Consider the following 24,231-nt stretch of genomic DNA (forward strand, 5'->3'; position numbering starts at 1 on the left):
TCAGTAAAGCAAAAAGCCCCGTGCAGCTAGCACGGGGCTTTTTTTATTGGCAAGCAGTAGGCATTTATTTGATGCGCTTCAGGGCCACCTCGCGCACGGGGGCAATTACAAGCGGCACCTTTTCTACTTTCACCGACGAGGTGTCGAGGCCGAAATACTGGTCTTCGGAGGCGATGAACTGGCGGATGTAGAAGTAAGCCTGCATCACGAGCTTCTCCAGCGTCGGGAAGTCGTTTTCGACGCTGAGGAATTTCTCCAGCACCACAAAGCGGAAGTCGCCGGTCACGTGCTGCTTGTTCAGCGACTCGTAGCGCGAAGTGATGTCTACTTCCTTGTTGCGCACCAGGTCTTCAATCACCTTCCTGAAATACAGGTTGATGCGCTGCTGCACCCGGAAGCCCAGGCGGAAGTTGATGCGGAACACATCGTCCTTGGCCACTTCGGTCACCTTGTACTCCATGGTGTACGGTTCGTCGGTGGTGTCGACGTGAATAAACCAGTAGATGTCAGCCCGTTTGGGGCGCTTCTGGAAGATGGAGTAGATGATTTTCTGCTCAATCTCGGTGCTGCGCTCGGCCGAGGTGAGGAACACGAGGTGGGTGGAGTATTTCGGGATGGAATCGTCGTCGCTGAGCTGCTTGAGGGCATCGACGTAGGGCTCCAGCCGCACGAACTCGGTGAGGCGGCGCTTGATGTAGTACGACTTGAGCCACACATACATCACGCCCATCAGCGTGCCGCCAATGGCCAGCGACACCCAGCCGCCGTGCGGAAACTTAATCATGTTGGCCAGCAGGAACGAGCCCTCGATGAGGCCATACACCACGGCAAAAAGCACAATCAGCGGCAGGGCCACCCTCTTCATGCGCAGCCACATGCACAGCAAGATGGTGGTCATGAGCATGGTGAGCGTGATGGCCAGGCCGTAGGCCGCTTCCATGTTGGTTGATTCGCGGAAGTAGAGTACCACCCCGATGCAGCCCAGCAGCAGCAGCCGGTTCATGCTGGGCACGAAGAGCTGGCCCTTCACGTCGGTGGGATAGTTGAGCTTTACCTTCGGCCACATATTCAGGCGGATGGCCTCGGCCACCAGCGTGAACGAGCCCGTGATGAGCGCCTGCGAGGCAATAACGGCTGCAATGGTAGCTATGCTGATGCCAATGAGCAGGAACCATTGCGGCATCAGTGCATAGAAGGGGTTTTTACCGTTTAGCATCTGCCCCTGGTGTTGCAGGAGCCAGGCACCCTGGCCCAGGTAATTCAGCAGCAGCGTGGTCTTCACAAAAGTCCAGCTAATACGGATGTTGCCTTTGCCGCAGTGGCCCAGGTCCGAATACAGCGCCTCGGCCCCCGTGGTGCACAGAAACACCGAGCCCAGCAGCCAGAACCCGCCGGGGTAGTGCGCCAGCAAGTCGTAGGCGTAGTAAGGGTTGATGGCCTTGAGAATGACCGGGTTCTGCACTATCCAGACAGTGCCCAGCACGCCCAGCATGGTGAACCACAGAAACATGATGGGCCCGAAGGCTTTGCCTACTATTTGAGTGCCAAAGCTCTGCAGCAGAAACAGGCCCGCGATGATGCCGATGACGATATACACCACCATGTCCTGCGTGAGCGTTGGAAACACGTTCTTGAGCCCCTCTACCGCCGATGATACCGAGATGGGTGGCGTAATCACGCCATCGGCCAATAGGGCCGAGCCGCCAATAATGGCCACGGCCGACAGCCAGGCTCCGCGCCGCCGCACCAGGGCGTAGAGCGAGAAAATGCCGCCTTCGCCGTTGTTGTCCGCGTTTAGGGTGAGCAGCACGTACTTGACGGTGGTTTGCAGCGTCAGCGTCCAGATAACGCAGGAAATGCCGCCGAGCACCAGGTGGGCGTCAATCAAATCGGGCACGCGCCCGCTTTTGAGGATGGACGACATCACGTAGAGCGGCGAGGTGCCAATGTCGCCGTAGATAATGCCAAGCGCAATAAGAAGCCCAGCGCCGGATATAGCGGTGTGCGAATGTTTGGAATCCATAATGGAAAAACGATTGTCTGCAGCGGCTACTGACCAACTGAATTACGGGGCGCGAAGGTAGCAGCCAACCCGCTGCTGTGCGCTTACGAAGCTGACCTTAAAAAGGCGAACTAATTGTTGGTTAATGTATTATTATTTGCAGAAGCTTCGCTTTCGGCTGCGGCCTGGGCCTCGCGGGCGGCTTGCTGCATGGCGGCATCGGCGGCGGCGAGCAGGGCGGCGGCCTCGCGGGCGGCGTGGTCGTGCACCCGGAAGATGCGGCGGTTCACCTCGGCGCTGAGGCTTTGCCAAGGCGCGGGCTCGCCGGGCAGGGCAAAATTGAGGGCCTCGCGGCCCAAGCGGTGCAGGCGCAGGCGGTTGGTGCCGCGGTGCCCGTAGGCCAGCAGCAGCGCCGTGAGGGCCATGCCCGTCATGGCCGGCCCGGTGCGCAGCCAGTTTTGCAGAAAGGCAATCATGACGCCTGCCAGGCCCAGGGCACCCAACAGGTACCACAGTATCCACTTCACCGGCGTGATTTCTGCGCGCTCCAGCTCGCGTAGCGCAAACTCCTGCCCGCGCACCGTGAGCGAGGTGCCTGTGAGCGTGACGCGGCCGTCTTTGCTTTGCACCGTGGGCAGCGGCGGCAGCTCGGCTACTTCTACCGGCGCAGGCGCTGGCTGGTACACCGGGCCGCTCGTAGCAGGCTCGGTGGCGTCCGTCAGCAAAGCGGCCCCGGAAGTTGCTTCCGGGGCCACGGGGGCTGATTCAGCCGGGGGCTGATTTTCAACGTTGTTCATGGGCATGGCTGCCGCCGAAAGGGTGGAGGTGCGCGTCCAGGTGGGCGGCGCGGTGCGCGTGGTGGCCGACGCCCGGGTGGGCGCGGCCGCCACGGCGGTCCCTCAGTTGTTCACTTTCAGCAGCTCCACGTCGAAAATCAGGGCGGTGTCGCCGGGGATGTCGCGGCCGGCGCCACGCTTGCCGTAGGCCAGGTCGGAGGGGATGTAGAGGCGCCACTTCGAGCCTTCGGGCATGAGCTGCAGGGCTTCAGTCCAACCGGCAATCACCTGGTTCACGCCGAAGGTGGCGGGTTGGCCGCGCTGGTAGCTGCTGTCGAACACCTTGCCGTTAATCAAGGTGCCGTGGTAGTGGGTGGTTACCTTGGAGCTGGGGCCGGGCTTGGGGCCGCTGCCTTCCTTGATAACCTCATACTGCAGGCCGCTGGGCAGGGTGGTGACGCCCGACTTCTGGGCGTTTTCGGCGAGGAAGGCTTCGCCTTCGGCTTTGTTGTTGTTCATGGCATTGGGGTCTTGGTTATCATCTTGGTCGTCTTCGGCGCCGCCCATCTGCTCCTGAAGCTGCTGCATGGCGGCTTGCATTTGTTCCTGGGTGAGGCGGCTGGGGAGGCCCTGCAGGCCTTCTTTGAGGGCGCCGGCCAGGGTGTCGATGTCCAGGTCGAGGCCCTGCTGGGCGAAGTTGCGGGCCAGGTCGCGGCCAATGATGTAGCTCACCTGAGCCTGATGGGAATCGAGGTTCATAAGAAACCGGGGGCGTTGGGGCTAGCGGGCGAGGCCGCAGCCGGTGAAAAAATAGCTCAACGGGTTACGCCGTTGCAAGTCGAAAGTTCCAAAAGCCGGGCCGAACCCACGGGGCCCGCCGCATTGGCCGGATTCGGGAACCAGGCGGCAACAAAAAAGCCCGGCCAGAGGGCGGGGCTTTTTCGCAAAAGACGCGGAATCGTAGCCGTAGGGCTACATATCGGCTTAGCAGTAGTGCGAGTGGTCGTCGTCGCCGTCGAAGAAGAACGTCAGGTCCAGGTCGGCCAGTTTGGCAGCCAGGTAGCTCACGCCGCCCAGCAGCAGCAACGAAGAGAAGGAGAGGGCAGTGGTGGACTTTTTCATCGGATAGCGCGAATAGCGTTAGTGGTTGATTTGGATGCAAAGATACGCCGGGAAGTGGCAAAATGTTATGCATGCAGCATAAAATTAACATGAATGGCACAAATGGTAATGAAAAAGAGACAATTTGAAATAGATTTTCTATTGAAAGAGACAACCTTTGAATCAGTCATTTAACCCCTCGTCAACATGGAGCTACGTATTACCAACCTCTCCAAAACCTACCCCAACGGCACGCGGGCCCTGCGCGGCGTCACGCTCACCATCCCGAACGGCATGTTTGGCCTGTTGGGCCCCAACGGCGCGGGCAAGAGCAGCCTCATGCGCACCATCGCCACCCTGCAGGAGCCCGACACGGGCAGCATCATGCTCGGCGACATCGACGTGCTGACCCAGAAAGATGAAGTGCGGAAGGTGCTGGGCTACCTGCCGCAGGAGTTCGGGCTGTACCCCGGCATTTCGGCCGAGGTGCTGCTCGACTACTTTGCCGGCCTCAAGGGCATCCGCGACGCGGCCGAGCGCAAGCTGGCGGTGGAAAGTCTGCTGCAGCAAACCAACCTGTGGGCCGCGCGGAAGAAGGCCGTGGGCGGCTACTCGGGCGGCATGCGGCAGCGCTTCGGCATTGCGGTGGCGCTGCTGGGCGCCCCGCAGCTCATCATCGTGGATGAGCCCACTGCCGGCCTCGACCCCACCGAGCGCAACCGCTTCCTGGATTTGCTGAGCGAGATTGGGGAGAATGTGGTGGTGATTCTGAGCACGCACATTGTGGAGGACGTGACGGAGCTGTGCCCCAACATGGCCATTATTGCCGGGGGCGAGGTGGTGGCCACAGGCTCGCCCAACGACGTGATTGGCGAAATCCGGGGCAAGGTGTACCGCACCAAAACGGAAAAGGCGGCGCTGGCGCAGCTCAAATCCGAGTATGAGGTGATTTCCTCGAAGCTGGTGGCGGGGCAGCCCATCGTGCGGGTGTTCAGCGAGGTGCCCATCAACGGGCAGTTTCAGCCGGCCGAGGCCACGTTGGAAGACGTGTATTTCCATCGGCTGGCGCGGCGGGAGCAACAGGCAGTCACTCTTTAAGCCAGCGCCGCTATGTTTTTGCAAACGCTTCGCTTTGAGCTGCGCTACCGTTTCACGCAGCCCACGACCTACCTCTACTTTGGGGTCTTCGCCCTGTTTGCGTTTCTGTCGCAGACCGTGGACGACTTCGGGTTCAATTCCAGCCCCAAGGTGCACGTGAACTCGCCCGACGCGCTGGCCCAGCTGTTTCTGGTGTCCTCCATTTTCGGCATGTTCATCACCGCGGCGATGCTGGGCACGCCCATCTACCGCGACGACAAGGACCAGATGACCGGGCTGCTTTACACCACGCCGCTGCCCAAGTGGGGCTACCTGGGTGGGCGCTTCGTGGGCTCGGTGCTGGCCATGTGGTTTGTGCAGGCGGGCACGGCGGTGGGGGCGCTGCTGGGCATGTTGATGCCTTGGGTGGAGGCCACCAAGCTGGGGCCGGTGCAGCCGGTGGCGCTGCTGGTGCCCTTGGTGGCCGTGGGCTGGACCAACGCGTTGTTTGCGGGCTGCCTGTTTTTTGCGGCCTACTTGGTTTTTCGCTCGCCTTTGGTGGTGTACCTGGGGGGCATCGTGCTGTTTGTGGGCTACCAGGTGTCGTTGCAGTTCAGCGAGCGGGTGACCAGCGACTTCCTTTTCGCCATGCTCGACCCCTTCGGTATCGTGGCTAAAAACCTGGACGTGAAGTACTGGACCATTGCCGAGCGAAACACACAAATAGCCAACTACCTGGGCGGCTTGATTTTGCCTAACCGGCTGCTGTACATGGGCATCGGGCTGGTGGTGCTGGGGGTGGCCTGCGCCACGTTCCGGCTGGCACTGCCGCGCACCCGCGCCGCTAAGGCCGCGCCAGCCGAGGCACCGCCGGCATTGTTGGCCGGGGCGGGGCTACGGCGCACGGCCCCCGCGTTTGGTTCGGGGCTGAGCCGTTGGCAGCTGGGCCAATTGGTACGGGTGCAGGTGGCTAATGTGATGCAGGCCTGGCCGTTTCGGGTGCTGGCGCTGCTGGGTACGGTGTACGTGCTGTTCAACTTTTACTGGACCTACCACGATATGCGCGGCGTGCAGCTGCCCGTGACCTACCAGATTCTGAACGTCGTTAACTCCAACTTCACCATCTACCTGTTCATCATTATCACCATCTATGCCGGCGAGCTGGTGTGGCGGGAACGGGAAACTCGCCTGCAAGGGGTGTTTGACGCCTTGCCGTTTGCCAGCTGGCTGCCGTTTGCGAGCAAGCTGCTGGCGCTGGCGGTGGTGAGCGCCGTGCTCACGGCGGTGCAGCTGCTGGTGGGCATGGCCGTGCAGGCTTTTCTCGACGCAAGTCTGATTGAGCCGCTGCTGTACCTGAAGAATTTCCTGATTCAGCTGGCCTCCCTCACGGTGCTGTGCACGCTGGCGCTGGTGGTGCAAACGGTGGCCAACAACAAGTACGTGGGCCACGCCCTGATGCTGGTATACTACGCGGTGGTGTTTTTGCTGGCCGATGCGCTGGGGCTGCACCATGCCCTGCTCAAATTCGGGGCGGCCGTGCCTTACACGTATTCCGACATGAACGGCTACGGGCACCTGGCGGCCCCGCTTTTGTTCATCAACCTCTACTACCTGGCCGGGGCGGCCCTGCTGGGGCTGCTGGCCAGCCTGCTGTGGGTGCGCGGCAACGATACCGGCGCCCGCACCCGCCTGCGGCTGGCGGGGCAGCGCCTGCGCACGCCCGGGATGCGGCCCGCCCTACTGTTGGCCGGACTGGCGGTGCTTACGGCTGGCGCCTGGGTGTTCTACAACGCCAACGTAATCAATGAGTTTGTGACGCCCCGCGGCCTGGAGGCCCGGCAGGCCCGCAAGGAACGGCAGTACAAGAAGCTGGAAAACCTGGCCCAACCCAAAATCACGGCTGTGGTGGCGAAGGTGGACCTGTTTCCGACGGCCAGCCCGCGCGGCTACCGCCTGCACCTGAATTACACCCTGCACAACCAGACCGCCCGCCCGCTCGACTCGCTGCTGGTGAACTACGACCCGAGCCGCAGCATCCGGCGCGTGCTGGCCACGCCCGGCCGCCCGGCCCGCGTGCTCTTCGACGACCCCGTGACCGGGCTGCGCATGTTTCGGCTGGCGCAGCCGCTGGCGCCCGGCGACTCGCTCACGCTGGCGTATGAAGAGGACTACCGCGCCCGGGGCTTTAGCTCGCGCCTGACTGGGACGGGCGTGTTCGACTGGTCTACCATCTCACCCGAAGACCGGCTCACCGAAAACGGTACCTTCCTGGACTTGAGCAGCCTGCGCATTGGCTACCAGCCGGGAGAGGAAATAGAAGAGGATGACGCCCGCCGCCGCCAGGGCCTGGGCCCCAAGGAGCGCACGCCCCGCCTCAACGACCCGCGTGGGCGCATGCAAGCCCAGTTTGCCCGCGATGCCGACCGGGTACGCTTCGAGGCCACCCTCAGCACCGACCCCGACCAGCGCGCCGTGACGGCCGGCTACCTCGACCGGGAGTGGACGCAGGGCGGCCGCCGCTACTTCCACTACCGCATGGACCAGCCCATTCAGCCGCTCATCAGCGTGCTCTCGGCCCGGTTCAAGGAGTATAAAACGGAGTGGCAGAGCCCGGCCGGCGGCCCGCCGGTGGCCATCGAAATATATTACGACCCGCACCACCCCGCCAACGTGCGTCGCATGGCGCAGGCGCTGAGCGACGGCCTGGCGTACTACACCAAAGCCTTCGGGCCTTACCAGTACCGCCAAATCCGGCTGCTGGAGTTTCCGCGCTACAAGTCCTTTGCCCAGAGCTACGCCAACACAATTCAGACCTCGGAAAGCGCGGGCTTTATTGATGATTTGCGCGACAAGAACACCCCGGACGTGACCTACTTCATCACCAGCCACGAGCTGGGGCACCAATGGTGGGGCCACCAAACGGTGGGGGCCAACGTGCAGGGCAGCAGCATGCTGGTGGAGTCGCTGGCCGAGTATTCGGCCATCATGAATGCCAAGCACGCCTTCACGCCCAACCAGATGCAGCAGTTCATGCGCCGCGAGCTGATGAATTACCTCACCGGCCGCCGGTCCGAGCGGAAGAAGGAGCTGCCGCTTGTGCTCTGCGAAAACCAACCCTACATCCACTACTACAAGGGCGGCATGGTCTTCTACGCCCTGCAGGACTACATCGGCGAGGAAAAGCTGAACGGGGCACTGCGCGAATTCCTGGCCGCCAACCATCAGAGCAAGCCCCCTTATCCCACTTCAACCGACCTGCTGGCCTACCTGCGGCGGGCCACGCCGGATTCGCTGCAGTACCTGCTGCGCGACCAATTCGAGAAGATAACGCTCTACAAGAACGAGCTGAAGGACGCCACCTACACCCTGCGGTCCGACGGCCGCTACGACGTCGCCCTCACCATCAAAGCCGAAAAGGTGCACGCCGACAGCCTTGGCAACGAAAGTCCTGCTGCACTGGCTGACTATTTCGAAGTAGGCGTATTCGGCCCTGACCAGGCTCCCGGCGAAAGCTGGGACGTGCGTGGCAAGGCGCTGCTGCTGAAGAAAGTGAAACTGACCAAGCCCGAAACCACCCTGCGCTTCGTGGTGAGCGAAAAGCCCGCCAAAGCCGGCGTCGACCCCTACCAGAAGCTGATTGACCGGTTTTACTACGACAACGTGAAGCCGCTGGAAGAGAAGAAAGCGGGCTCGAAGACCGTGGCGGTGAAATGAGCTGTAGCGTGGACTCTGGGAGTCCGCGCTTGGGCGAACGGCCTCATAGTTCCGGTAAGCGCGGACTCGCAGAGTCCACGCTACAGCCCAAAGTCCGTCACCTCACGCACTTCGCCTGCTGCCAGGTCGCCCAGCCGGATATCGGCTACCCGCACCCGCAGCAGGCGCAGGGTGGGAAAGCCCACGGCCGCCGTCATCTTGCGTACCTGCCGGAATTTGCCTTCCGTCACGATGATGCTCACCCAGGACGTGGGCCCGTGCCGGTCGTCGCGGATTTTGCGGGTGCGCGCAGGGAAAGCCGGGGCGGGGTCGAGGCGGCGGGCCTGGCAGGGCGTGGTAAGGTACTTCGTGCCGTGGATGCCGATTTCGACGCCGGTTTGCAGCTGCGCCAGGGCCGCGTCGGCTATCAGGCCATCGACCTGGGCGTAGTATTCCTTTTCTACTTTGCGGCTGCGCACCAGCTCGCTCATCTGCCCGTCGGTGGTGAGCAGGAGCAAGCCTTCGCTGTCTTCGTCGAGCCGGCCGATGGCCATGATGCCTTCGGGAAAGTCGTGGAATTCGCCCAGCTTTTTCTTATTGGCCTCGCCCACAAACTGGCTGAGGTAGCCGTAAGGCTTGTGAATGAGGAAATGGCGGTGCGGCATGGTAGGAGCCGCAGCTAGCGGGCCGGGTTTTCGGTGAGTACCATGAGGGAGTAGCCGCCCAGAATTTTGCTGCAAAGCCGGGGGCTGATGCTGTAGAGTGCCCGGCGCAGCGCGTGCGTGAGGCGCTCTTTCAGGGACCAATGCTTATAGCGCGGCTCGGTGTACATTTTGTCCATCACCCGGAACCCGTAATCGGCCAACACGCTGAGAATGAAATCTTCGGTGAAGTTGTGGATGTGGCCCACGCGGGCCTTCGATTCGATGAGCATCTGCTCGCGCAGCAGTGACCACAGGCTGAGGTCTAGCGGAATGTGAAACACGGTGTAGCGGCTGGCGCTGGCAATGCCTTCCAGAAATTGAAAGTAGTTGGGCAGGTGCTCGATGACGTCGATGACGAGCAGCAAATCATACGGCTCGGTTACGGGCTGTGCCGCGAGGTCGTGTTGCTCGAAGCGAAGGCGAGCGGTTTGTTTGGGCGCGGCCAGCGCTAGCGCGTCCTCCGAAATGTCGAACCCGGTGAACGTGCTGCCGGGCAATTGCGCGGCCAGCTGCACCAGCACCTCGCCGCTGCCGCAGCCCACTTCGCAGACCGTGGCCCGTGGCACGGGGTGGCGGCGCAGCAGCCGCAGGATGCGCTCGGCCTTGAACGGGGCGTCCTCCTCGTGCCAGGTTGGGTTGTTGGCCAGGTAGGTGCGGTCGTTGTAAATGTCCTGCATGCAGCAGCGCGGAAAAAGCCGGTCGGAGAATTCTACAAACTTACGGCCGCCTTATTATTTGCCAGGAGCACGCCGCAGACCCAAGTACTGCGCCGCGCCAGCTCTGCGGCTACTTTTTGCCCACTACGTCTGCCTTTTCGTCCTTAATTCGCTGGGCTACTTCTACCATTGGCGCCACCCAAATTTCCTTTTCGTGCGCCTTGAGGTAGCGCAGCAGCTGCCGGTGCGCGGGCAGCGCCACGTTCAGCGAATGGCCACCGCCCACGCCGTGAAACAGAAACACCAGCAGCGTGTGCGACTGCTGCGCCTGCTTCACCAAGTCAATCAGGTACTGCCCGTCCTGGCCGTTGATGAAGTAGGCGTCCACATTGCTCAAGTCGACCTGGGCGGCGGTCTGCATGCCCGATGTAATGCCCCGGGCGGCCACGAAGTCGTTTTTCAGCTGGTCGTAAAATTTCACGCCGCCAATCTGCAGGTCGCCGCAGGGGTAGGCAAAGGTGCGGGCGGTTTTGCCGTCGATGGCCGAAAGCAGCGTGTTATTCGCCCGGATTTCGTCCACGGCCCGGCCCACGGTGTAGGTGTGCAGGTCGTGGTCGGGCTGCACGAATTCGCGGCCGGGCCGGCTGCCGTCGCAGGGGTGAAAGAGGGCGTGGTTGCCCAGCTCGTGCCCGCGCTTGGCGGCGGCCCGCCACTCGGGCAGGCGCTTCGTGACCACCGGCGAGGAGCCGATGAGGTAGAACGTGCCCCGAAGCTTCACCGAATCCAGCGCCGGCACCACGTTGTCGAGGTCCACGTCGATGGCGTCGTCGTAGGTAAGCACCACGGCGCACTGCTTGTTATTCCATGGGGTGGCAGCGGGCGTGGTTTGGGCCAGGGCCGCGCTGGAAATCAGCAGGCTGGCCGCTAGCGACAGGGTTGGAAATTTCATCGGCGCGAAAACAAGGGAAAGCGCAAAGATGCCCCCGTAGATTCTATTTCACTTCTTCCACCTCCACGCGCCGGTTGCGCACGTCGGGCGAGGGGTGGAGCGGGCGCGTGTCGCCGTAGCCGATGGTGCGGATGCGCTCGGCCGCAATGCCGGCCTTCACCAGATACGTTTTTACTGCTTCGGCGCGCTGCTCGCTCAGCACCTGGTTTTTGTCGGGTTCGCCCACCTTGTCGGCGTGGCCCGACACGCGGATTTGCAGCGTGGGTCGGCTTTTCAGCTCGGCCGCCAGCTGGTCGAGCGCCGGGCTCGATTCGGGCAGCAATTCCGGCTTGCCCACCTTGAACAGCACCGTGGGCAGCACCACGGGCGTGGTCGAAATCAGGGGCGCCGCCGGGGCCGGGCGAACCGTATCGGGCGGGGCCACGGGCGGCGTGGGCGGGGCAGGGGCCGGCGTCGCCGTTTTCGGCGGGTTGCCCGTTACTTTGATGGTAATGGGCACGGCCGAGCTTTCCTTGGTGGGATAGTAGCCCTGCGTGATGTAGAAGGTGGTGGTTTTGTTGAGCTTGGTGCGGAAAGTATTGCCGGTGTTCACGGGTTGCTTCAGCTCGGCATCGGCGTACCACAGCACGTTGCGGCCCGACACGCGCAGGCTGCTTTCGACGCCCGCCGGCACCGTGCCGGCCGATTTCAGCCGGACGCGGTAGAGCGTGAGCGTGCCCACGTTGCAGTCGCCCTGCGGGCGGTAGGTGGCGTGTCCCGTGAGCTTTTCCAGGGCCGGGTCATAGGTGAAGGTGATGGAACCGTCGCACCAGTAGCTGTCTCGCGTCCAGCCGGTTTCGTTCAGCTTGGCCACGTGCTCCAGGCGCAGGCCGGTGGCGGTGCGGGTGCCCTTCATCTGGAAGGTGACCGTGACGTACGGTTTGTCGCCCACTTCTTCGTAGAGAATGCCGAAGGCGTCGGCGCCCTTGCCTTGCTGCAGGCGCAGCAGCGACGGCCAGTATTGGCCGGGTTTGGAAGAATCATTCTCTACGCCCTGCCAGATGCCCGTCAGGGATGAGGCGGAGGTTTGGGCCTGGGCCGGGGCCGCGAGCAGCAGGGCCCCGATACCGTACCAAAAGCTGCTTTTCATAGCGGCAATCAATAAGCTCAGTAGATGGAGAGATGCGCCAATAGACGCACCGCCGAAACCAAGAGTTGCCCCGGAAAGGTCCCGAACAAAGCCGAACCGTGAGGCGGTGGCTGCCGAAGGATTTGGCGAACTACTCCAACGTTGGTGTTGAGCGTGGGCGAAGCAGCTGGCGCGCTACGTGCCTCGGTCACCTGATTCACGCCGGTTCGCAGCAGACCAGGGCCTCTGCTTGGCGCCGCGCCTGCCCCGCATCGCCCCCGCGTGCGAACTTCGCCCTCTATGAAGTCTTATTACTCGCCCTGGCACCGGCCGTTGCAGCGGTTCTACTGGCACTCGGTGCTGGCCCTCACGGTCTTTTTTGTGGTGGGCACGCTGCTGCTCGTGCTGCTGGTGCGCGGCACCTTGTCGGTGGTCGACGTACGGCTGGCGCTGGAGGTGGGCGGCCCGGTGGGCCTGCTGGTGGCCGGCCTGGAAGTGTACGTGTTTCCGCAGCTTTTTGCCCGGGTGCGGCTGGGGGCGCGGCTGCTACTCGGCATGTTGCTCTACTTGGCCGGCTTCTGGCTGCTGTTGTTTCTCATCCGCCGCATCTTCGCCCCGGCCGTCGACAACAGCCTGCTGGCCGCCCTCGACGCCGAAGGCTTTCGGGGCTGGCGCAGCCTGGTCGTGCGTCCCGAAGGCCGGGCCTTTGTGCGGCTGCTCACCGGCTACGGCATCCTCAGTCTGTTCACCTCGCTGTTTTACCAGCTCAGCAACAAAATAGGCCGGCCGGCGCTGCTGCGGCTGTTTCTGGGCCGTTACCACCACCCGGTGGCCGAGCAGCGCATCTTCCTGTTTGTGGATGTGAAGGGCTCAACTACCCTGGCCGAGCAGCTGGGCAACGAGCGATACAGCCAGCTCATCCGCGACTTTTTCTTCGACATGGGCGCGCCCATTGTGGCGCACCGGGGCGAGATTTACCAGTACGTGGGCGATGAGGTGGTGGTGAGTTGGGAGTGGCCCACTGGCATTGCGCAGGCGCGCTGCGTGCGCTGCTTCTTCGCCATGCAGCAGGCCATCGACCTGCGTCGCGACTACTACCTGCGCACCTACGGCACCGTGCCCGCCTTCAAAGCCGGCCTGCACGGCGGCCCGGTGATGGCTACCCAGGTGGGCGCTATCAAAACCGAGCTGGTGTTCCACGGCGATGTGCTCAACACCACCGCCCGCATCGAGGCCCAGTGCAACGCCCTGCACAGCCGCCTGCTCTTGTCAGCGTCGCTCTACGACGCCCTTCCGCACCCGCCCGAATTTCAGTTTCAGGCCCGGGGCGCGTTTCCGCTGAGGGGCAAGGCGGGCACGGTGGCGCTGTACTCGGCTGAAGTCGTGTAAATAATCGGCAGTTGATTATTTGTTATTTTCGTGGTTAGCGCCAGTGAGCGCCAATTCCTTCAAACAGACTTTTATGTCTACCTATTTCGATGATTTTGCGGAGCCCGAGGCGGCGTCGGCCGGCGGGAGCAGGGCCGCTGAAAAGCCGCACCGGCCCAGCCTCACCGGTGCGGTAGCCACCACGGCCACCAAGCTGCTGCCGCTGATGGCCCTGCTCGATTCCATCCAGCCCTCGGTTACGAAAGAGTCGGTGTTCCGCATTCGACGCAAGAAAATTAAGCAGCACTTCACCGAGGTATACGCCGAGCTGCATGCCGAGCGGCCCCGCCGCGAAGCCCTGCTCCACGCCTTCCAGGCGCTGGCCGAGTTGGTGCAGGAAGAAACCCGTGACATCAGCAAAGACGAGCTCAAGCAGGCCGCCAAGGAAGTAGTGCTGGCCACGCTGCAGAACGCCCCAGCGCTCATTAACGTCGCCCACCAGGCCCGCCTGCTGGCGTAGTTTAACGACTTAGAGACGCAATATTCTGCATCTGTCAGCCGCGCCGTTCGTGTGTCGTTCAAAAGTTGTCGTTCAATGTAGAGACGCAAAATATTGCGTCTCTACGCCCGCCGCACGTCATACGGCACGTGCATGCCCAGCAGCGCCTGCGCAATGGCTGCATCGGAAGCGGCACCCGACACCTTGATGTCGGCCACCAGCCCGCGCTGCCGGTCGTCGCGCACGGTTATGGAATCTACTTTCAGGTCCGGTACCGTTGCCAGCTGCTTGGCATACACGCGGCTGATTTCCTGCTTGGCCAGCGCCGGCTTGAAAATTTTGCCGATGGCCGTGAGCGGTAGCTCGGCGGCCGTGTACACTTGCTTGGGCCAGGCGGCGCGCTCGGGAATGTGCGTTTCGGCGAAAGTGCGCAGCTCGGCTTCCGATGCGTTTTGGCCCGGGTGCAGCGTCACGTAGGCCACGGGCAGTTCGCCGGCGTGGGCGTCGGGGCTGCCGATGGCCGCCGCCAGGGCCACGGCGGGGTGGGCCATCAGCGCGTCTTCGATGACTTTCGGGTCGATGTTGTGGCCGCCGCGGATGATGAGCTCCTTTTTGCGGCCCGTGATGTAGAAACCGCCCTGCGCATCCTGTCGGCCCAGGTCGCCGGTGTTGTAGTATGGGCCCTGGCCATCGCCCGTATCCACCCAGATGCCTTTGTTGTGCTCGGGCTGCAGGTAGCCGTGGAAGATGTTGCTGCCCCGCACCACCATCACGCCACTTTCCTCGGACTCCGCGAAGCGCTCAAACTGGCCGGTTTGCTCGTCCAGCACCACAATGCGGACGTCCTGGTAGGGCACGCGCAGGCCGATGCTGCCCGGCATGGGCGCCCCCGCCAGCGGCCCCACCACGCTGATGCAGCTGCCCTCGGTGAAGCCGTAGCCTTCCACCAGCCGCAGCTTGGTGCGCTCCTCAAAAGCTCGCAGCAGCTCCACCGGCAGCGGGGCCGCCCCGCAGATGGCGTAGCGCAACGAGCTCAAGTCGTGGCCCTCCACCGGCAGCGTGAGCAGCTTGCTGAAGATGGTGGGCACGCCGCTAAAGAGCGAAATGCGGTAGTGCGCCACCAATTGCCAGAAATTGTCGAGGATACCCGGCCCGCGGTAGCCCGCCGGGCTGCCCAGCACCACCGTGTGGCCCAGCAACCACGGCACGCTGCCCGTCACCACCACGCCGTTCACATGGAACAGCGGCAGCCCGCAGAAGAAAACTAGCCGCTCCGGCGCGGCCTCGCCGCCCAGCAGCTGCGACGACGCAAAGGTGGTGCTCGTGATGTTGTAATGCGTCAGCGGCGCGATTTTGGGCGTGCCCGTGGTGCCGCCGGTGTGGAAGTAGCAGGCCACATCCGTCGGCGCCAGCTGCCGGCCCGATACCAGCCGGTCGGCGGGCTGGCGGGCGCTGGCTTCGGCAAAATTTACCACTTTAATGCCCGGCAGGGTCAGCTTGGGCTGCGTGAGCCGGAGCGCGCCCACCACCAGCTTTTGCACCGTGGGCAGGTAGCCAAGCAAGTCCACCGCCACCACCGTTTGCAGGGTGGGCACCAAAGGAGCCACGGCTTGCACTTTTTGCCAGATATCGGTTTTCGGGAAAGCTCGCAGCGTGACGAGCACCTTGGTGCCGGCCGCGTTCAGGATGTCGGCAATCTGGGCGGGCTCCAGCAGCGGGTTCAGGGGGTTGACGATGCCGGCCGCCTGCCCGCCCCAGAGCGTGAAGTGCGTTTCGGGCAGGTTGGGCAGCAGGTATGACACCACGTCCGTCGGCCCCACGCCCAACTCGTGCAGCATGTTGGCCGTCTGGTAGCAGCGCTGCACTAGCTGCGCGTAGCTGAAATCGACCGACTCGGTGGGCCGCTCCCCGCTGAACACGAAGCGCAGCGCCAGGGCCGCCGGGTTGCGGTCGCGGCCGCGCTCCAGCAGGGCCAGGGTGTGGGCCGGCACGGGCTGGGCGGCCAGCGGCGTTTGCTCAATGGTTAAAATGTCGTCGAGGTTGCGGTAGCCCGGCATGGAGAAGAATAGAAGCGGCAGTGTGGGCCGTAATGAAGAGGTTTTCCTTCAAAAGTAGGCACGGAGCGGCCGCAAATGGGCCAAAAGCAAGTCCTGACTGGATTTCGCGCAGGTGCCGTAGCTGCTTGGTAGCCGTTAGCCATCCGGTCCGACGAAGTAAGCTCGGGCTAACCTTTCCATGGCGCGGGCAGTTCAATCCACTAAACCTGCCGCATAGTGTGGCTTTGCAGGTGGTGTATAGTTGAACGACGTAGGGGCGGGGCTAGCCCCCGCCTACCATTTGCGCATTTGCAACGATTCCGTTCAACGGCGGGCGGGGGCTAGCCCCGCCCCTACATCTACCTACTCCAAAACCGCCGCTAACAATGGAAGATACTGTCCAGCCGCCGCGCACCAAGCCCTACGTTGTTGCGTGGGTGTTTTCGCTGATTTTCTACTTTCTGGAGTACGCGGTGCGCTCCGGGCCAGCGGTGATGATACCCGAGCTGGCGCGCACCTTCGGCGTCGATGCAGTGGGAGTGGGGGCCATTCTCGGTACCTATTACTATACCTACTCCGTGGCGGGGCTGGTGGCCGGTGTGGCCCTCGACCGCACCGGCGCCAAGTATGCGCTGCCCACGGGCATTGCCATTGTGGCGCTGGGCTGCCTGCTGTTTGCCCTGCCCGGCGCGGCGGCCGGCAACAGCGGCCGGTTGCTGCAAGGCGCGGGCTCGGCGTTTGCCTTCACGGGCTCGGTGTATCTGGCCTCGCGCGGGTTTCAGGCGCGGTCGCTGGCCACGGCCATTGGGGCCACGCAGTGCCTGGGCATGCTGGGCGGGGCGCTGGGGCAGTCGCTGGTGGGCCCGCTCATTCACGGCGGGTTCGATGTGCGCGTGTTCTGGGTGCTGATGGGGCTGGCCAACCTGGCCACCGGCGTGGCGCTTTACTTCATCACCCCCAACGATGCTCAGGCACAGGCCGCGCAGCCCACCGCAAAGGCGGGGTTGCTAGCTCCTTATAAAATTGTGTTCGGCAACCCGCAATCGTACCTGTGCGGGCTGGTGGCGGGCCTGCTGTTTGCGCCGACCACCATTTTTGCCATGAACTGGGGCGTGGCCGCCCTGCAGCGCGACCAGCACCTGAGCTACACCGCCGCCATCTGGGCCTGCTCCATGGTGCCGCTGGGCTGGGTGGTGGGCTGCCCCGCCCTGGGCTGGCTGGCCGACCGCCTGGGCCGGCGCAAGCCCGTCATCTGGCTGGGGGCGGGGTGCATGGTGCTGCTGGGTTTGCAGCAACTGTATCTGCCTGCGCTCATGCCGCTGGCCCTGAGTCTGTTGCTGTTCGGCGTGGCCTCGGGCGCGGCCATGATTCCCTATTCCATCATCAAGGAAGCCAACCCCGACCACGTGAAAGGCAGCGCCACCGGGGCCATGAACTTCCTCACCTTCGGCGTGTCGGCCGTGCTCGGGCCCTTGTTTGCCCGCCTCTACGGCCAAACCCTGGGCCTTGCCGACCCCGCTGCTCACTTCGAAAAAGGGGGACTTTTCTGGATAGCCTGCACCTGCCTGGCGCTGCTAGCCAGCCTGCTACTCCGCGAAACAGGCACGGCGGCGCACCCACCGGCAGCCTACGCGGTAGCGGGCGACAACAAGCCGGCGCTGGTATAGGAAGTCTGTTTAGTAAGGGTTTCGAGCCCCATTTAAGCCCGGATGTTTGGCTAGCGCGTGCTTACTGCGCGCCGTATGTCACAACCCTAGAGCCGCTTGCAGCCGAACCCGGCCACGCCCCTTGGCGGGGACGCCTGCTCCCGCATTTCGAGGAAATAGTAAGCGCCGCTCTACCTTCGTCGCAAATAGCAACCTACCACTCAACCAACCCTCGTAGTGAAACACGGCTTACTTGCTCTTGCCACCTTCGTGGCTGTCGGCGCGGCGCCAGCCGCCCACGCCCAAACGACCATCAGCTTCGGCCTGCGGCTCGGGGCCAACTACGCCTCCCGCTCCGGCGACGACCCCAAGTACTCGCCTGTTACGGGCACCAATAGCGGCACGGCCACCGTGGCGGTCACTTCGCAGCAGGACTACAATCGCAAGGCCATCTTCGCCCCGCAGTTTGGGGCGGTGCTCGACGTGCGCTTTGGCAAACTGGCCTTGCAGCCGGCCGTCTTGTTCTCCCAAAAAGGGGTCGACCAGACGCTCAAGTCAACGGCCACCCAGACCTCTTCCTTCAATGGATTTCCCGGCAGCAAGTTTGTGTACAACGACAGTTTTCACAGCACGAGCCGCGCCAACTACCTGGAAATACCCATCAACGTGGTCTACACTTCGGGTACCGACCACGGCTTCCAGCTTTTTGCCGGTCCGTACGTTGCCTTTGGCGTGGGAGGCCGCACCGAAATTGAAAACGAAGGCAGCGTTGTGAGCACCAACGGCAGCTTTACCAGCACCAACAACTATTACTCCTACGGCAACACGTTTTTCATTTACCGGGATAACTACCCGGGTGCCCCCACCACCAACAGCAGCACCGGTACCGGCGGGCAGTCTACCACCGTCAATGCTTCTTTCGAGGCTACTAGCGGAGCCGTAGTGGCCCGGCGCTTCGATGCGGGCCTCAACGCCGGGATAGGCTACCGGTTCAGCGCCCTGCAGGTGCAGTTGGGCTATGGCCTGGGCCTCGTCAACCAGCAAACGGGCAAGGCGCCCACCTTCCGCGACGACCTGCCCGCCTATTACCAGCGCGTGGCTCACCTCACGGCCACTTATTTCATCAAAGGCATGTAGGGCAAACGCAGCCCGCCGCTTTGGCTCAAGGGCCAGCGGCGGGCTGCGTTTTTTAAAACCAAAAGCGTGCGGCCCCTTGTGGGGCTGCACGCTTTTTCTGTGCTTTGCAAAGCGGCGCCATCAGTCGAGCTGCCCCATCACCAGCCAGTTCGACTGCCGGGCCGTTTCGGTGCGGCGGTGTCCCAGCTTCACCACGCGGCCCCCGGTCTTGTACCAGCCTTCGTCCCAGTCGCCCATGTCCAGGTAGAGGGCGTTGCGGGCGCCCAGCTCCCGCAGGTCGTCGCCGAATTGTTTCAGGGTGAGGTCGTCGCCCACACTTTCCGCCACCACAAACCGGTGGTCGGCCAGCTCCACCAGCGCCCGCCGCTGGAAAGCGCTGCCGCCCGCCGCGTGCACGCTCCGGCCCTCCTGCACCAGCAGCTCCTGGAGCAGGAGCGTCCCGCTCTGCCGTTGCATGCGGGCAGCTGCCGCGCGGAACTGTGACTGTTCGGGAATCCGGGTAATCGCAAGGCTGTCGTTTACCAACATCAGCATCCCGTCCAGAAAACCTACTTTGGGCCGGGGCTGCAACTCGCGGCCGTTGCTCACCAGCAGGTCCAGCGGCTGGTCGGTGTCCAGGTCGGTGTAGGCGGCGGCCACGCTCAGCTGGTAGCGGCTATTGGCTGCATCCGGCCGGGTAGTGGTGATTTGGATGGCCGTGCCTTGCGGATAAAAAAGTGAATACTGGTTGCCCCCGGCCGTGGTTTTGCCTACAATTTGCACCGCTGGGCCCTGGCCGCTACAAGCAAGAAAGGCGGGCAGCAGGCACAGCAGAAGCAGGGTTTTCAAAACGTGCATTGATGCAAAGAAGGGAACAGCGGGCGCACCACGCAAACTTATTTCCTCCCCTGAACATCCTATCCGGCCCCAGCGCACCTGAAGCTTGGGCTTATTCGCCGGAGTAAAATGGCGTTGGCTCAATTCCCTGCCGGCTTTTTCGGAGCACCGGTTGCTTGGCTTTGCCCTTGGCCCGCCCTTTTTTGAAGGTAATGGTCCAGATGCTGTCGTAGTCGTCATCGGGCCAAGCCGGTGGCTCGGCTATGCCCAAGGCTGCGGCAATGCGCACAATGTTGTGGTGCTCCCACACCAGCAGCACGGTGCCACGGTGGCGCCGCAGCTCGCGCACCAGGCCCTGCACCTCATCCGGGGCGTAGTCGCTGTTGATGGTCAGGTTGTGCTGCACAGCGTAGGGCAGCACCGTTTGCATCATGCGCACGCGGGTGGTTTCCTCCTTGTCGGTGCCGATGCACGGCACGTAGGTGAAGTGCGGCGGCCGGGGCAGCAGCCGGTTGAGCACTTCGGGCAAGGCCAGCGCCCGGGCCAGGCCTATGGCCGAAAGGTTGTCGCCCTCGGTCGGCTTTTCGCCGTGCCGGATAATCACAATCCGCAACAGGGGGCCTTTGGGTACCGGCGGCGCCTTGGGTTCCACCGGATTGAGGTGGTACAGCAGCAGCAGTTTGGCGCGGTCCAGTTCGGTAAGGCGGTCAATCATAGGGGCAATGATGCAGAATCGGAGTAGCTGCGGCATACTAGCCCGGCCGGCGAATGGTTGCAATTATGCCCCGCGCCCCCGCCGCCTCTTGAAGTGGCTGGGAGAGGCGAGCGAAGCTGCCTCAGAAGGCCAACTATAAAGTCCGCCTAATGAACGTAAAGGTGTGGCTGGTCTGCTCCACGTCATATTCGCGCAAGTCGAGGTGCTTTCGATAAAGCGCCAGCCGTTGCGTCACGCCATAGGGCGCTTTGATAAAATGCTCCACAATGGCCGGCCGCACTTCGTCCAGAAAGCGCTGCTTGATAGCGAAAATGATTTCCCAAAGTTGCCGCTTGTGCGCCGCCGGATACCTGGCAAAGTCCTCCGGCACCGCCGAGCCTTGCCGGAACAGCGTGAAGTCGCTGGTATAAATCAGTTGCTCCTCATAGCTAATGCCACGCACCTCATAGGTCTGAATGACCACGTCCCAGTCGTCGTGCAGGTGGCTGATGTCGTATTCGAGACTGCCCCCGCTCTCATTCCAATCGCAAAACCGAACGCGCGCTTCGTCCAGCATCAACGGGCTGGGCGGCGCTCGCGCAATTCTTCCACCCGTTCGGCCGCCGTTTTGCCCGTCAACTTGTCGAGGGCCTCATAGCGGCGGCGCAACTGCGCCAGCGCATTTTGGCGCCGGGCCTCGTGCAGTTGGGCTTGGTCGGTGGCGGGCTGGGCATTCTTCATGGTATTCAAAGATAAAGCCTAGGCGGATAGTTTCATGCGCCCGCCGCCCCGCGCCCCCGCCGCCTCTTGAAGTGGCTGAGAGAGGCGAGCGAAGCTGTTGCAGGTACTCTACGCGCGCCCGCCCTAGCGCCCTTAGCGCCTCTCAACGCCGCTGAGGAAGTTGGGAGTATCTGGGGGCTGCGCCCTACAGGCTTGCAGGGCCAGCGCTTAGCTCAAGGTGTAATTAAGCCCAGGGCCGCTGCCGTGCCGCGCTATCAAGCCCCGTTCGACTAAGATTGCCAGTATCTTTTTAACGGTAGGAGCGGGAATGCCCAGTCGGCTGGCAATAATTCCCGACCGGCAGCCGGGGTTGTTTTCGATAAAAAGTAAAATGGACTTTTCGCGAGGCTGCAGCCCGCCTTCGGGCCCATTAGTCGTCAGTTTTTGCAGCAACTGTTGCTGCACATTGCCCAGGGCACTAAAGAAGAAGGTCAACCAAGAGGAAATATTCTCGTCCGGTCGCTGCGACTGGCACCGCTGCAACTCGCGGTAATACTCCGTTTTGCGGCTTTCTATCTCGTGCTCCAGGCTCACGTACTGAATCCAGACGTAGCCCTGCCGCAGCAGGAGCAACGTCGCCAGTAGCCGACTGAGCCGCCCGTTGCCATCCTGAAACGGGTGGATGCTCAGAAACTCGTAGCAGAACAAGGCGCATTTTACCAGTGGGTGCGTGGCCGTGTCCTGCGCATACCAGGCCAGGAGCGCCCGCATGGCATCCTCGGTGGCAATGCCCGGCGCGGTGGTCGCAAACACCAGTCGCTTGGTGCCGTCGGGCAGGTTGGCCTCCACGGAGTTGGGGTGCTGCTTGTAGTTGCCCCGGTGCCATTCGTCTTTGCGGCTGAAGCGCAGCAACTGGCTGTGCAGCCCTTTCAGGCTGTTTTCGGTGATATCGATGTCGGCGTAAGACTCGGCAATCAAATCCAGCGCCTGAAAATAGCCTACCACCTCCTGCGAGTCCCGGTCTTCGAGCTTGGTAATGTCGGTGTTGCGCAGCAGCACGTCCACCTCCGCGTCGCTCATCCGCGAGCCCTCAATGCGCGTCGAAGCGCCCACGCTCCGCACCGTGGCAATGGCTTTGAGCTGCTTCAGCGTCTGCCCTTCGCGCCGCTCTATGGCCGACCAGCTGGCATCAAAACGGTCCAGCTTGCTCACCGCCGCCAACAACCCCCAGTCCAGCGTGACCGCCACCGTGTGCACCTGCGTTTCCATGCCGCAAAAGTACGCGCCGCCCGCCGACTCAGATACGGTACGATACGATAGGAGCTAGTACCGATACGATAGCGGCTCCGCGCCCCCTACCGCTACCGGAGCTTTGTGTCTCTCAGTGCCGCGCCCGCCCACCCCCGTGCCCTTGGCGCCTCTCGAAGCCGCTGGGGAAGCTTGGAGTGTCTCCGGGAACTGCGCTGGGTAGGGGCGAGAGATTGACGTTTCAGCCAATCGAAGTAGCTTTGCCGCACTGTGCGGTAGTCTCCCGCCAACCACGGTGCTCCATTTGGCTTCGGCTAAAACGAGCGAAGCCCGTGGCTGGCACCACGGGCTTCGAGAAGTGGGTGATTTGTCCCCCCCATTATTTTGAAGACGATGGAGAACAAACCAAACAGCGACGGTGATTACGTGGTAATCGTCGTCAGGCTCCCGGTGAAGCTGCTTGCGCAGTTCGGCCGGTGGCTGGTGTTAGCCGCTGCCACTTACGTGGTGCTGCAACACTAACCGTAGCCAGCAGGAGGGACGCAAGTCCTTCCTGCCTTGGGCTGTAACTACGCCCAGCCGCCGGAAGTTGCGCAAAGATGCAAAGATTCCGGGAAAACTGCCGCCGCTGCCGAAGCTTTGCCCGCCCCCGCCCGGCCCCTTGCGCCCGCCCCCGTGCCCTTGGCACCTCTTAGAGCCGCAGGGGAAGCTGGGTGTGTCTTTGGAGTTGGGCGCTGCGGGGGCGCATGTACTACATTACTTTCAATAGTCTCATTCTGTCCAAGTATTTGACTTGGTATTCAAGTAGCTCGTCATATGTTAATAGGTTGATGTGCAAAGCTCCCATTTGCCGCATCCTTTTAGTTAGATTGTACAGGTTGCTGTCTTTATCAGCAGACCTTCCAATGAGAAGGTTGTACTCAACATTTGATGGAATAAACCCAAAAACTGCTTTGAGCTTTTTGTGGTACTCTTCGCTTTCGATATAATCCTTGTAGTCATTAACTTGAAAAATATGACTCATCAATGAGCCATATGGGCCTGGATGAAATTTAGTCTTCTTGATGAATCTTTCATTAGGTAGTTTTACTTCCAATATACTTAAATCTGTGAGTTGACTAAAATTTGGGCTTAACGAATAGTCTGGTTCGTAAAAATTCTTTTTATTGTAGTGAAGTTTGGCTTCGTACCAGTGGTTGTTGTAGTTGTCTCTTTTAATTAAAAAAAGATTTTCGTTGAAAATCTTATGAAATTCTTTTTCTTCTTTATCTTTCTTGTCAAGTCTTGTCGCCCTTTTTAGTTCCTTAATGTACTTGTCGATACCAAGTTCAATTTGCTTTTCATTTAAATTAAGCCAGTCGTAATTCAGCTTGCGAGGAAAGGATTTGAAATTTCTTGACAAAATATTGGTTTCTACTCTAAGCTTGCGGTCAGAGGAAAAGTAGTAGGTATAATCAATCTTTCCGGAGTTGAATTTAACACCAAGATTATCTAGCTCGTCTAGGACATGCCTGCGCCACAGTTTCGCAGAACTGACAAAGTTGTTGAGATGAGTATCAAAATCCTCGATAGCAACTGTTTCTAACACATTCGAAAAATCGTATTTCGAATAAGCATCAGTATGGTCACCTTTATCAATGATTAGAATGACGGGTATATTATAGAAAGTAAAATCTAGATTAGAGTAAACTCTTGAAGTGTCCTTTTTGATGCGTTGGAGAAATTCCGTTGCTTTCTCATTGTTTATATTATCTTCTGTTATTATTAAGTCTAATGGCAGATTATTTCTTATGATGTTGTTAGTTAAGAATTCTTCTGCTTTGTCATAAGCGTAAAAGAATAGTAAGCTGTCTTTCTCACTTAATGTTGAGAGATGATTCCTCACAGCATCTGTATGATAATTATTCTTGAGGATGAAAACAATGTTCATGGTTTGTAGAGTAATTACAAAAAAAACAAAAAAACGTGCTACCTAACAAGGTAGCACGTTTGTTAAAATTA

General features: G+C 61.3%; 22 protein-coding genes. 7 read left to right on the plus strand and 15 right to left on the minus strand.

Going from position 1 to position 24,231, the window contains the following annotated elements; genetic code table 11:
* Positions 1–64: 64 nt before the first annotated feature.
* The 4 genes from MTP16_RS15765 to MTP16_RS15780 form a co-directional block, all read right to left on the minus strand.
* Complete coding sequence (locus MTP16_RS15765) at positions 65–2,023, minus strand: KUP/HAK/KT family potassium transporter (protein WP_243511430.1); 1,959 nt, start codon at positions 2,021–2,023, stop codon at positions 65–67.
* Positions 2,024–2,133: 110 nt separating this feature from the next.
* Positions 2,134–2,892, minus strand: coding sequence for a hypothetical protein (locus MTP16_RS15770; RefSeq protein ID WP_243511432.1), 759 nt, complete (start codon positions 2,890–2,892; stop codon positions 2,134–2,136).
* Between the two features lie 9 nt (positions 2,893–2,901).
* Positions 2,902–3,537 (minus strand): FKBP-type peptidyl-prolyl cis-trans isomerase, encoded by a 636-nt coding sequence (locus MTP16_RS15775; RefSeq protein WP_243511434.1) that lies wholly within the window; start codon positions 3,535–3,537, stop codon positions 2,902–2,904.
* Positions 3,538–3,762: 225 nt separating this feature from the next.
* Positions 3,763–3,900 (minus strand): hypothetical protein, encoded by a 138-nt coding sequence (locus MTP16_RS15780; protein ID WP_243511435.1) that lies wholly within the window; start codon positions 3,898–3,900, stop codon positions 3,763–3,765.
* A 186-nt stretch (positions 3,901–4,086) separates the two neighbouring features.
* Between MTP16_RS15780 and MTP16_RS15785 the strand changes: the two genes are divergently transcribed.
* Positions 4,087–4,977: an ABC transporter ATP-binding protein gene (locus MTP16_RS15785; RefSeq protein WP_243511437.1), complete on the plus strand. Its 891-nt coding sequence runs from the start codon at positions 4,087–4,089 to the stop codon at positions 4,975–4,977.
* 18 nt (positions 4,978–4,995) lie between these two features.
* On the plus strand, positions 4,996–8,670 hold the full coding sequence (locus MTP16_RS15790) for a M1 family aminopeptidase (RefSeq protein ID WP_243511439.1): 3,675 nt from the start codon (positions 4,996–4,998) through the stop codon (positions 8,668–8,670).
* An 80-nt stretch (positions 8,671–8,750) separates the two neighbouring features.
* On the opposite strand, the gene MTP16_RS15795 is transcribed toward MTP16_RS15790, so the two are convergent.
* The 4 genes from MTP16_RS15795 to MTP16_RS15810 form a co-directional block, all read right to left on the minus strand.
* Positions 8,751–9,314: a pseudouridine synthase gene (locus tag MTP16_RS15795; protein WP_243511441.1), complete on the minus strand. Its 564-nt coding sequence runs from the start codon at positions 9,312–9,314 to the stop codon at positions 8,751–8,753.
* A 14-nt stretch (positions 9,315–9,328) separates the two neighbouring features.
* Entirely contained in the window at positions 9,329–10,030 is a 702-nt protein-coding gene (locus MTP16_RS15800) for a class I SAM-dependent methyltransferase (protein WP_243511444.1), read from the minus strand.
* 109 nt (positions 10,031–10,139) lie between these two features.
* Positions 10,140–10,958: a polysaccharide deacetylase family protein gene (locus MTP16_RS15805; RefSeq protein ID WP_243511447.1), complete on the minus strand. Its 819-nt coding sequence runs from the start codon at positions 10,956–10,958 to the stop codon at positions 10,140–10,142.
* A 43-nt stretch (positions 10,959–11,001) separates the two neighbouring features.
* Positions 11,002–12,087: an OmpA family protein gene (locus MTP16_RS15810; protein ID WP_243511450.1), complete on the minus strand. Its 1,086-nt coding sequence runs from the start codon at positions 12,085–12,087 to the stop codon at positions 11,002–11,004.
* A 279-nt stretch (positions 12,088–12,366) separates the two neighbouring features.
* Between MTP16_RS15810 and MTP16_RS15815 the strand changes: the two genes are divergently transcribed.
* Together MTP16_RS15815 and MTP16_RS15820 are read left to right on the plus strand one after the other, a co-directional pair.
* Positions 12,367–13,455, plus strand: coding sequence for an adenylate/guanylate cyclase domain-containing protein (locus MTP16_RS15815; RefSeq protein ID WP_243511452.1), 1,089 nt, complete (start codon positions 12,367–12,369; stop codon positions 13,453–13,455).
* Positions 13,456–13,528: 73 nt separating this feature from the next.
* Complete coding sequence (locus tag MTP16_RS15820; protein ID WP_243511455.1) at positions 13,529–13,954, plus strand: hypothetical protein; 426 nt, start codon at positions 13,529–13,531, stop codon at positions 13,952–13,954.
* Positions 13,955–14,055: 101 nt separating this feature from the next.
* Here the strand turns inward: MTP16_RS15820 and MTP16_RS15825 are convergent, their stop codons facing one another.
* Positions 14,056–15,990, minus strand: a complete 1,935-nt coding sequence (locus tag MTP16_RS15825; protein ID WP_243511459.1) for an acyl-CoA synthetase — start codon at positions 15,988–15,990, stop codon at positions 14,056–14,058.
* Between the two features lie 365 nt (positions 15,991–16,355).
* Between MTP16_RS15825 and MTP16_RS15830 the strand changes: the two genes are divergently transcribed.
* Both MTP16_RS15830 and MTP16_RS15835 read left to right on the plus strand, forming a co-directional pair.
* Positions 16,356–17,636 (plus strand): MFS transporter, encoded by a 1,281-nt coding sequence (locus MTP16_RS15830; RefSeq protein ID WP_243511463.1) that lies wholly within the window; start codon positions 16,356–16,358, stop codon positions 17,634–17,636.
* Between the two features lie 216 nt (positions 17,637–17,852).
* Positions 17,853–18,752, plus strand: a complete 900-nt coding sequence (locus tag MTP16_RS15835) for an outer membrane beta-barrel protein (protein WP_243511465.1) — start codon at positions 17,853–17,855, stop codon at positions 18,750–18,752.
* A gap of 120 nt (positions 18,753–18,872) precedes the next feature.
* Here MTP16_RS15835 and MTP16_RS15840 read toward each other — a convergent pair whose 3' ends face one another.
* The 5 genes from MTP16_RS15840 to MTP16_RS15860 form a co-directional block, all read right to left on the minus strand.
* Complete coding sequence (locus MTP16_RS15840; protein ID WP_243511467.1) at positions 18,873–19,580, minus strand: phosphodiester glycosidase family protein; 708 nt, start codon at positions 19,578–19,580, stop codon at positions 18,873–18,875.
* Positions 19,581–19,680: 100 nt separating this feature from the next.
* Complete coding sequence (locus tag MTP16_RS15845) at positions 19,681–20,283, minus strand: histidine phosphatase family protein (protein WP_243511469.1); 603 nt, start codon at positions 20,281–20,283, stop codon at positions 19,681–19,683.
* A gap of 133 nt (positions 20,284–20,416) precedes the next feature.
* Positions 20,417–20,842, minus strand: coding sequence for a hypothetical protein (locus MTP16_RS15850; RefSeq protein ID WP_243511471.1), 426 nt, complete (start codon positions 20,840–20,842; stop codon positions 20,417–20,419).
* Positions 20,839–21,003 carry a hypothetical protein gene (locus tag MTP16_RS15855; protein ID WP_243511473.1) on the minus strand — a complete coding sequence of 55 codons (165 nt, stop codon included), beginning with the start codon at positions 21,001–21,003 and terminating at the stop codon, positions 20,839–20,841. Before MTP16_RS15855 ends, MTP16_RS15850 begins: the two co-directional genes overlap by 4 nt.
* Positions 21,004–21,210: 207 nt before the next feature.
* Entirely contained in the window at positions 21,211–22,251 is a 1,041-nt protein-coding gene (locus MTP16_RS15860) for a Fic family protein (RefSeq protein WP_243511475.1), read from the minus strand.
* Positions 22,252–22,623: 372 nt separating this feature from the next.
* Between MTP16_RS15860 and MTP16_RS25910 the strand changes: the two genes are divergently transcribed.
* Entirely contained in the window at positions 22,624–22,752 is a 129-nt protein-coding gene (locus MTP16_RS25910; RefSeq protein ID WP_262895992.1) for a hypothetical protein, read from the plus strand.
* A 229-nt stretch (positions 22,753–22,981) separates the two neighbouring features.
* Here the strand turns inward: MTP16_RS25910 and MTP16_RS15865 are convergent, their stop codons facing one another.
* Positions 22,982–24,160: a hypothetical protein gene (locus MTP16_RS15865; protein ID WP_243511477.1), complete on the minus strand. Its 1,179-nt coding sequence runs from the start codon at positions 24,158–24,160 to the stop codon at positions 22,982–22,984.
* Between the last annotated feature and the right edge of the window lie 71 nt (positions 24,161–24,231).

Source organism: Hymenobacter monticola, from assembly GCF_022811645.1.
Taxonomy (GTDB): Bacteria; Bacteroidota; Bacteroidia; order Cytophagales; family Hymenobacteraceae; genus Hymenobacter; species Hymenobacter monticola.

What these genes read in the sequence shown, in the direction of transcription:
- MTP16_RS15805 (WP_243511447.1), bottom strand. Translation starts at nt 10,958, where the DNA reads ATGAAATTTCCAACCCTGTCGCTAGCGGCCAGCCTGCTGATTTCCAGC.
- MTP16_RS15800 (WP_243511444.1), bottom strand. Translation starts at nt 10,030, where the DNA reads ATGCAGGACATTTACAACGACCGCACCTACCTGGCCAACAACCCAACC.
- MTP16_RS15775 (WP_243511434.1), bottom strand. Translation starts at nt 3,537, where the DNA reads ATGAACCTCGATTCCCATCAGGCTCAGGTGAGCTACATCATTGGCCGC.
- MTP16_RS15815 (WP_243511452.1), top strand. Translation starts at nt 12,367, where the DNA reads ATGAAGTCTTATTACTCGCCCTGGCACCGGCCGTTGCAGCGGTTCTAC.
- MTP16_RS15830 (WP_243511463.1), top strand. Translation starts at nt 16,356, where the DNA reads ATGGAAGATACTGTCCAGCCGCCGCGCACCAAGCCCTACGTTGTTGCG.
- MTP16_RS15865 (WP_243511477.1), bottom strand. Translation starts at nt 24,160, where the DNA reads ATGAACATTGTTTTCATCCTCAAGAATAATTATCATACAGATGCTGTG.
- MTP16_RS15825 (WP_243511459.1), bottom strand. Translation starts at nt 15,990, where the DNA reads ATGCCGGGCTACCGCAACCTCGACGACATTTTAACCATTGAGCAAACG.
- MTP16_RS15780 (WP_243511435.1), bottom strand. Translation starts at nt 3,900, where the DNA reads ATGAAAAAGTCCACCACTGCCCTCTCCTTCTCTTCGTTGCTGCTGCTG.
- MTP16_RS15785 (WP_243511437.1), top strand. Translation starts at nt 4,087, where the DNA reads ATGGAGCTACGTATTACCAACCTCTCCAAAACCTACCCCAACGGCACG.
- MTP16_RS15765 (WP_243511430.1), bottom strand. Translation starts at nt 2,023, where the DNA reads ATGGATTCCAAACATTCGCACACCGCTATATCCGGCGCTGGGCTTCTT.
- MTP16_RS25910 (WP_262895992.1), top strand. Translation starts at nt 22,624, where the DNA reads ATGGAGAACAAACCAAACAGCGACGGTGATTACGTGGTAATCGTCGTC.
- MTP16_RS15855 (WP_243511473.1), bottom strand. Translation starts at nt 21,003, where the DNA reads ATGAAGAATGCCCAGCCCGCCACCGACCAAGCCCAACTGCACGAGGCC.
- MTP16_RS15860 (WP_243511475.1), bottom strand. Translation starts at nt 22,251, where the DNA reads ATGGAAACGCAGGTGCACACGGTGGCGGTCACGCTGGACTGGGGGTTG.
- MTP16_RS15795 (WP_243511441.1), bottom strand. Translation starts at nt 9,314, where the DNA reads ATGCCGCACCGCCATTTCCTCATTCACAAGCCTTACGGCTACCTCAGC.
- MTP16_RS15810 (WP_243511450.1), bottom strand. Translation starts at nt 12,087, where the DNA reads ATGAAAAGCAGCTTTTGGTACGGTATCGGGGCCCTGCTGCTCGCGGCC.
- MTP16_RS15845 (WP_243511469.1), bottom strand. Translation starts at nt 20,283, where the DNA reads ATGATTGACCGCCTTACCGAACTGGACCGCGCCAAACTGCTGCTGCTG.
- MTP16_RS15820 (WP_243511455.1), top strand. Translation starts at nt 13,529, where the DNA reads ATGTCTACCTATTTCGATGATTTTGCGGAGCCCGAGGCGGCGTCGGCC.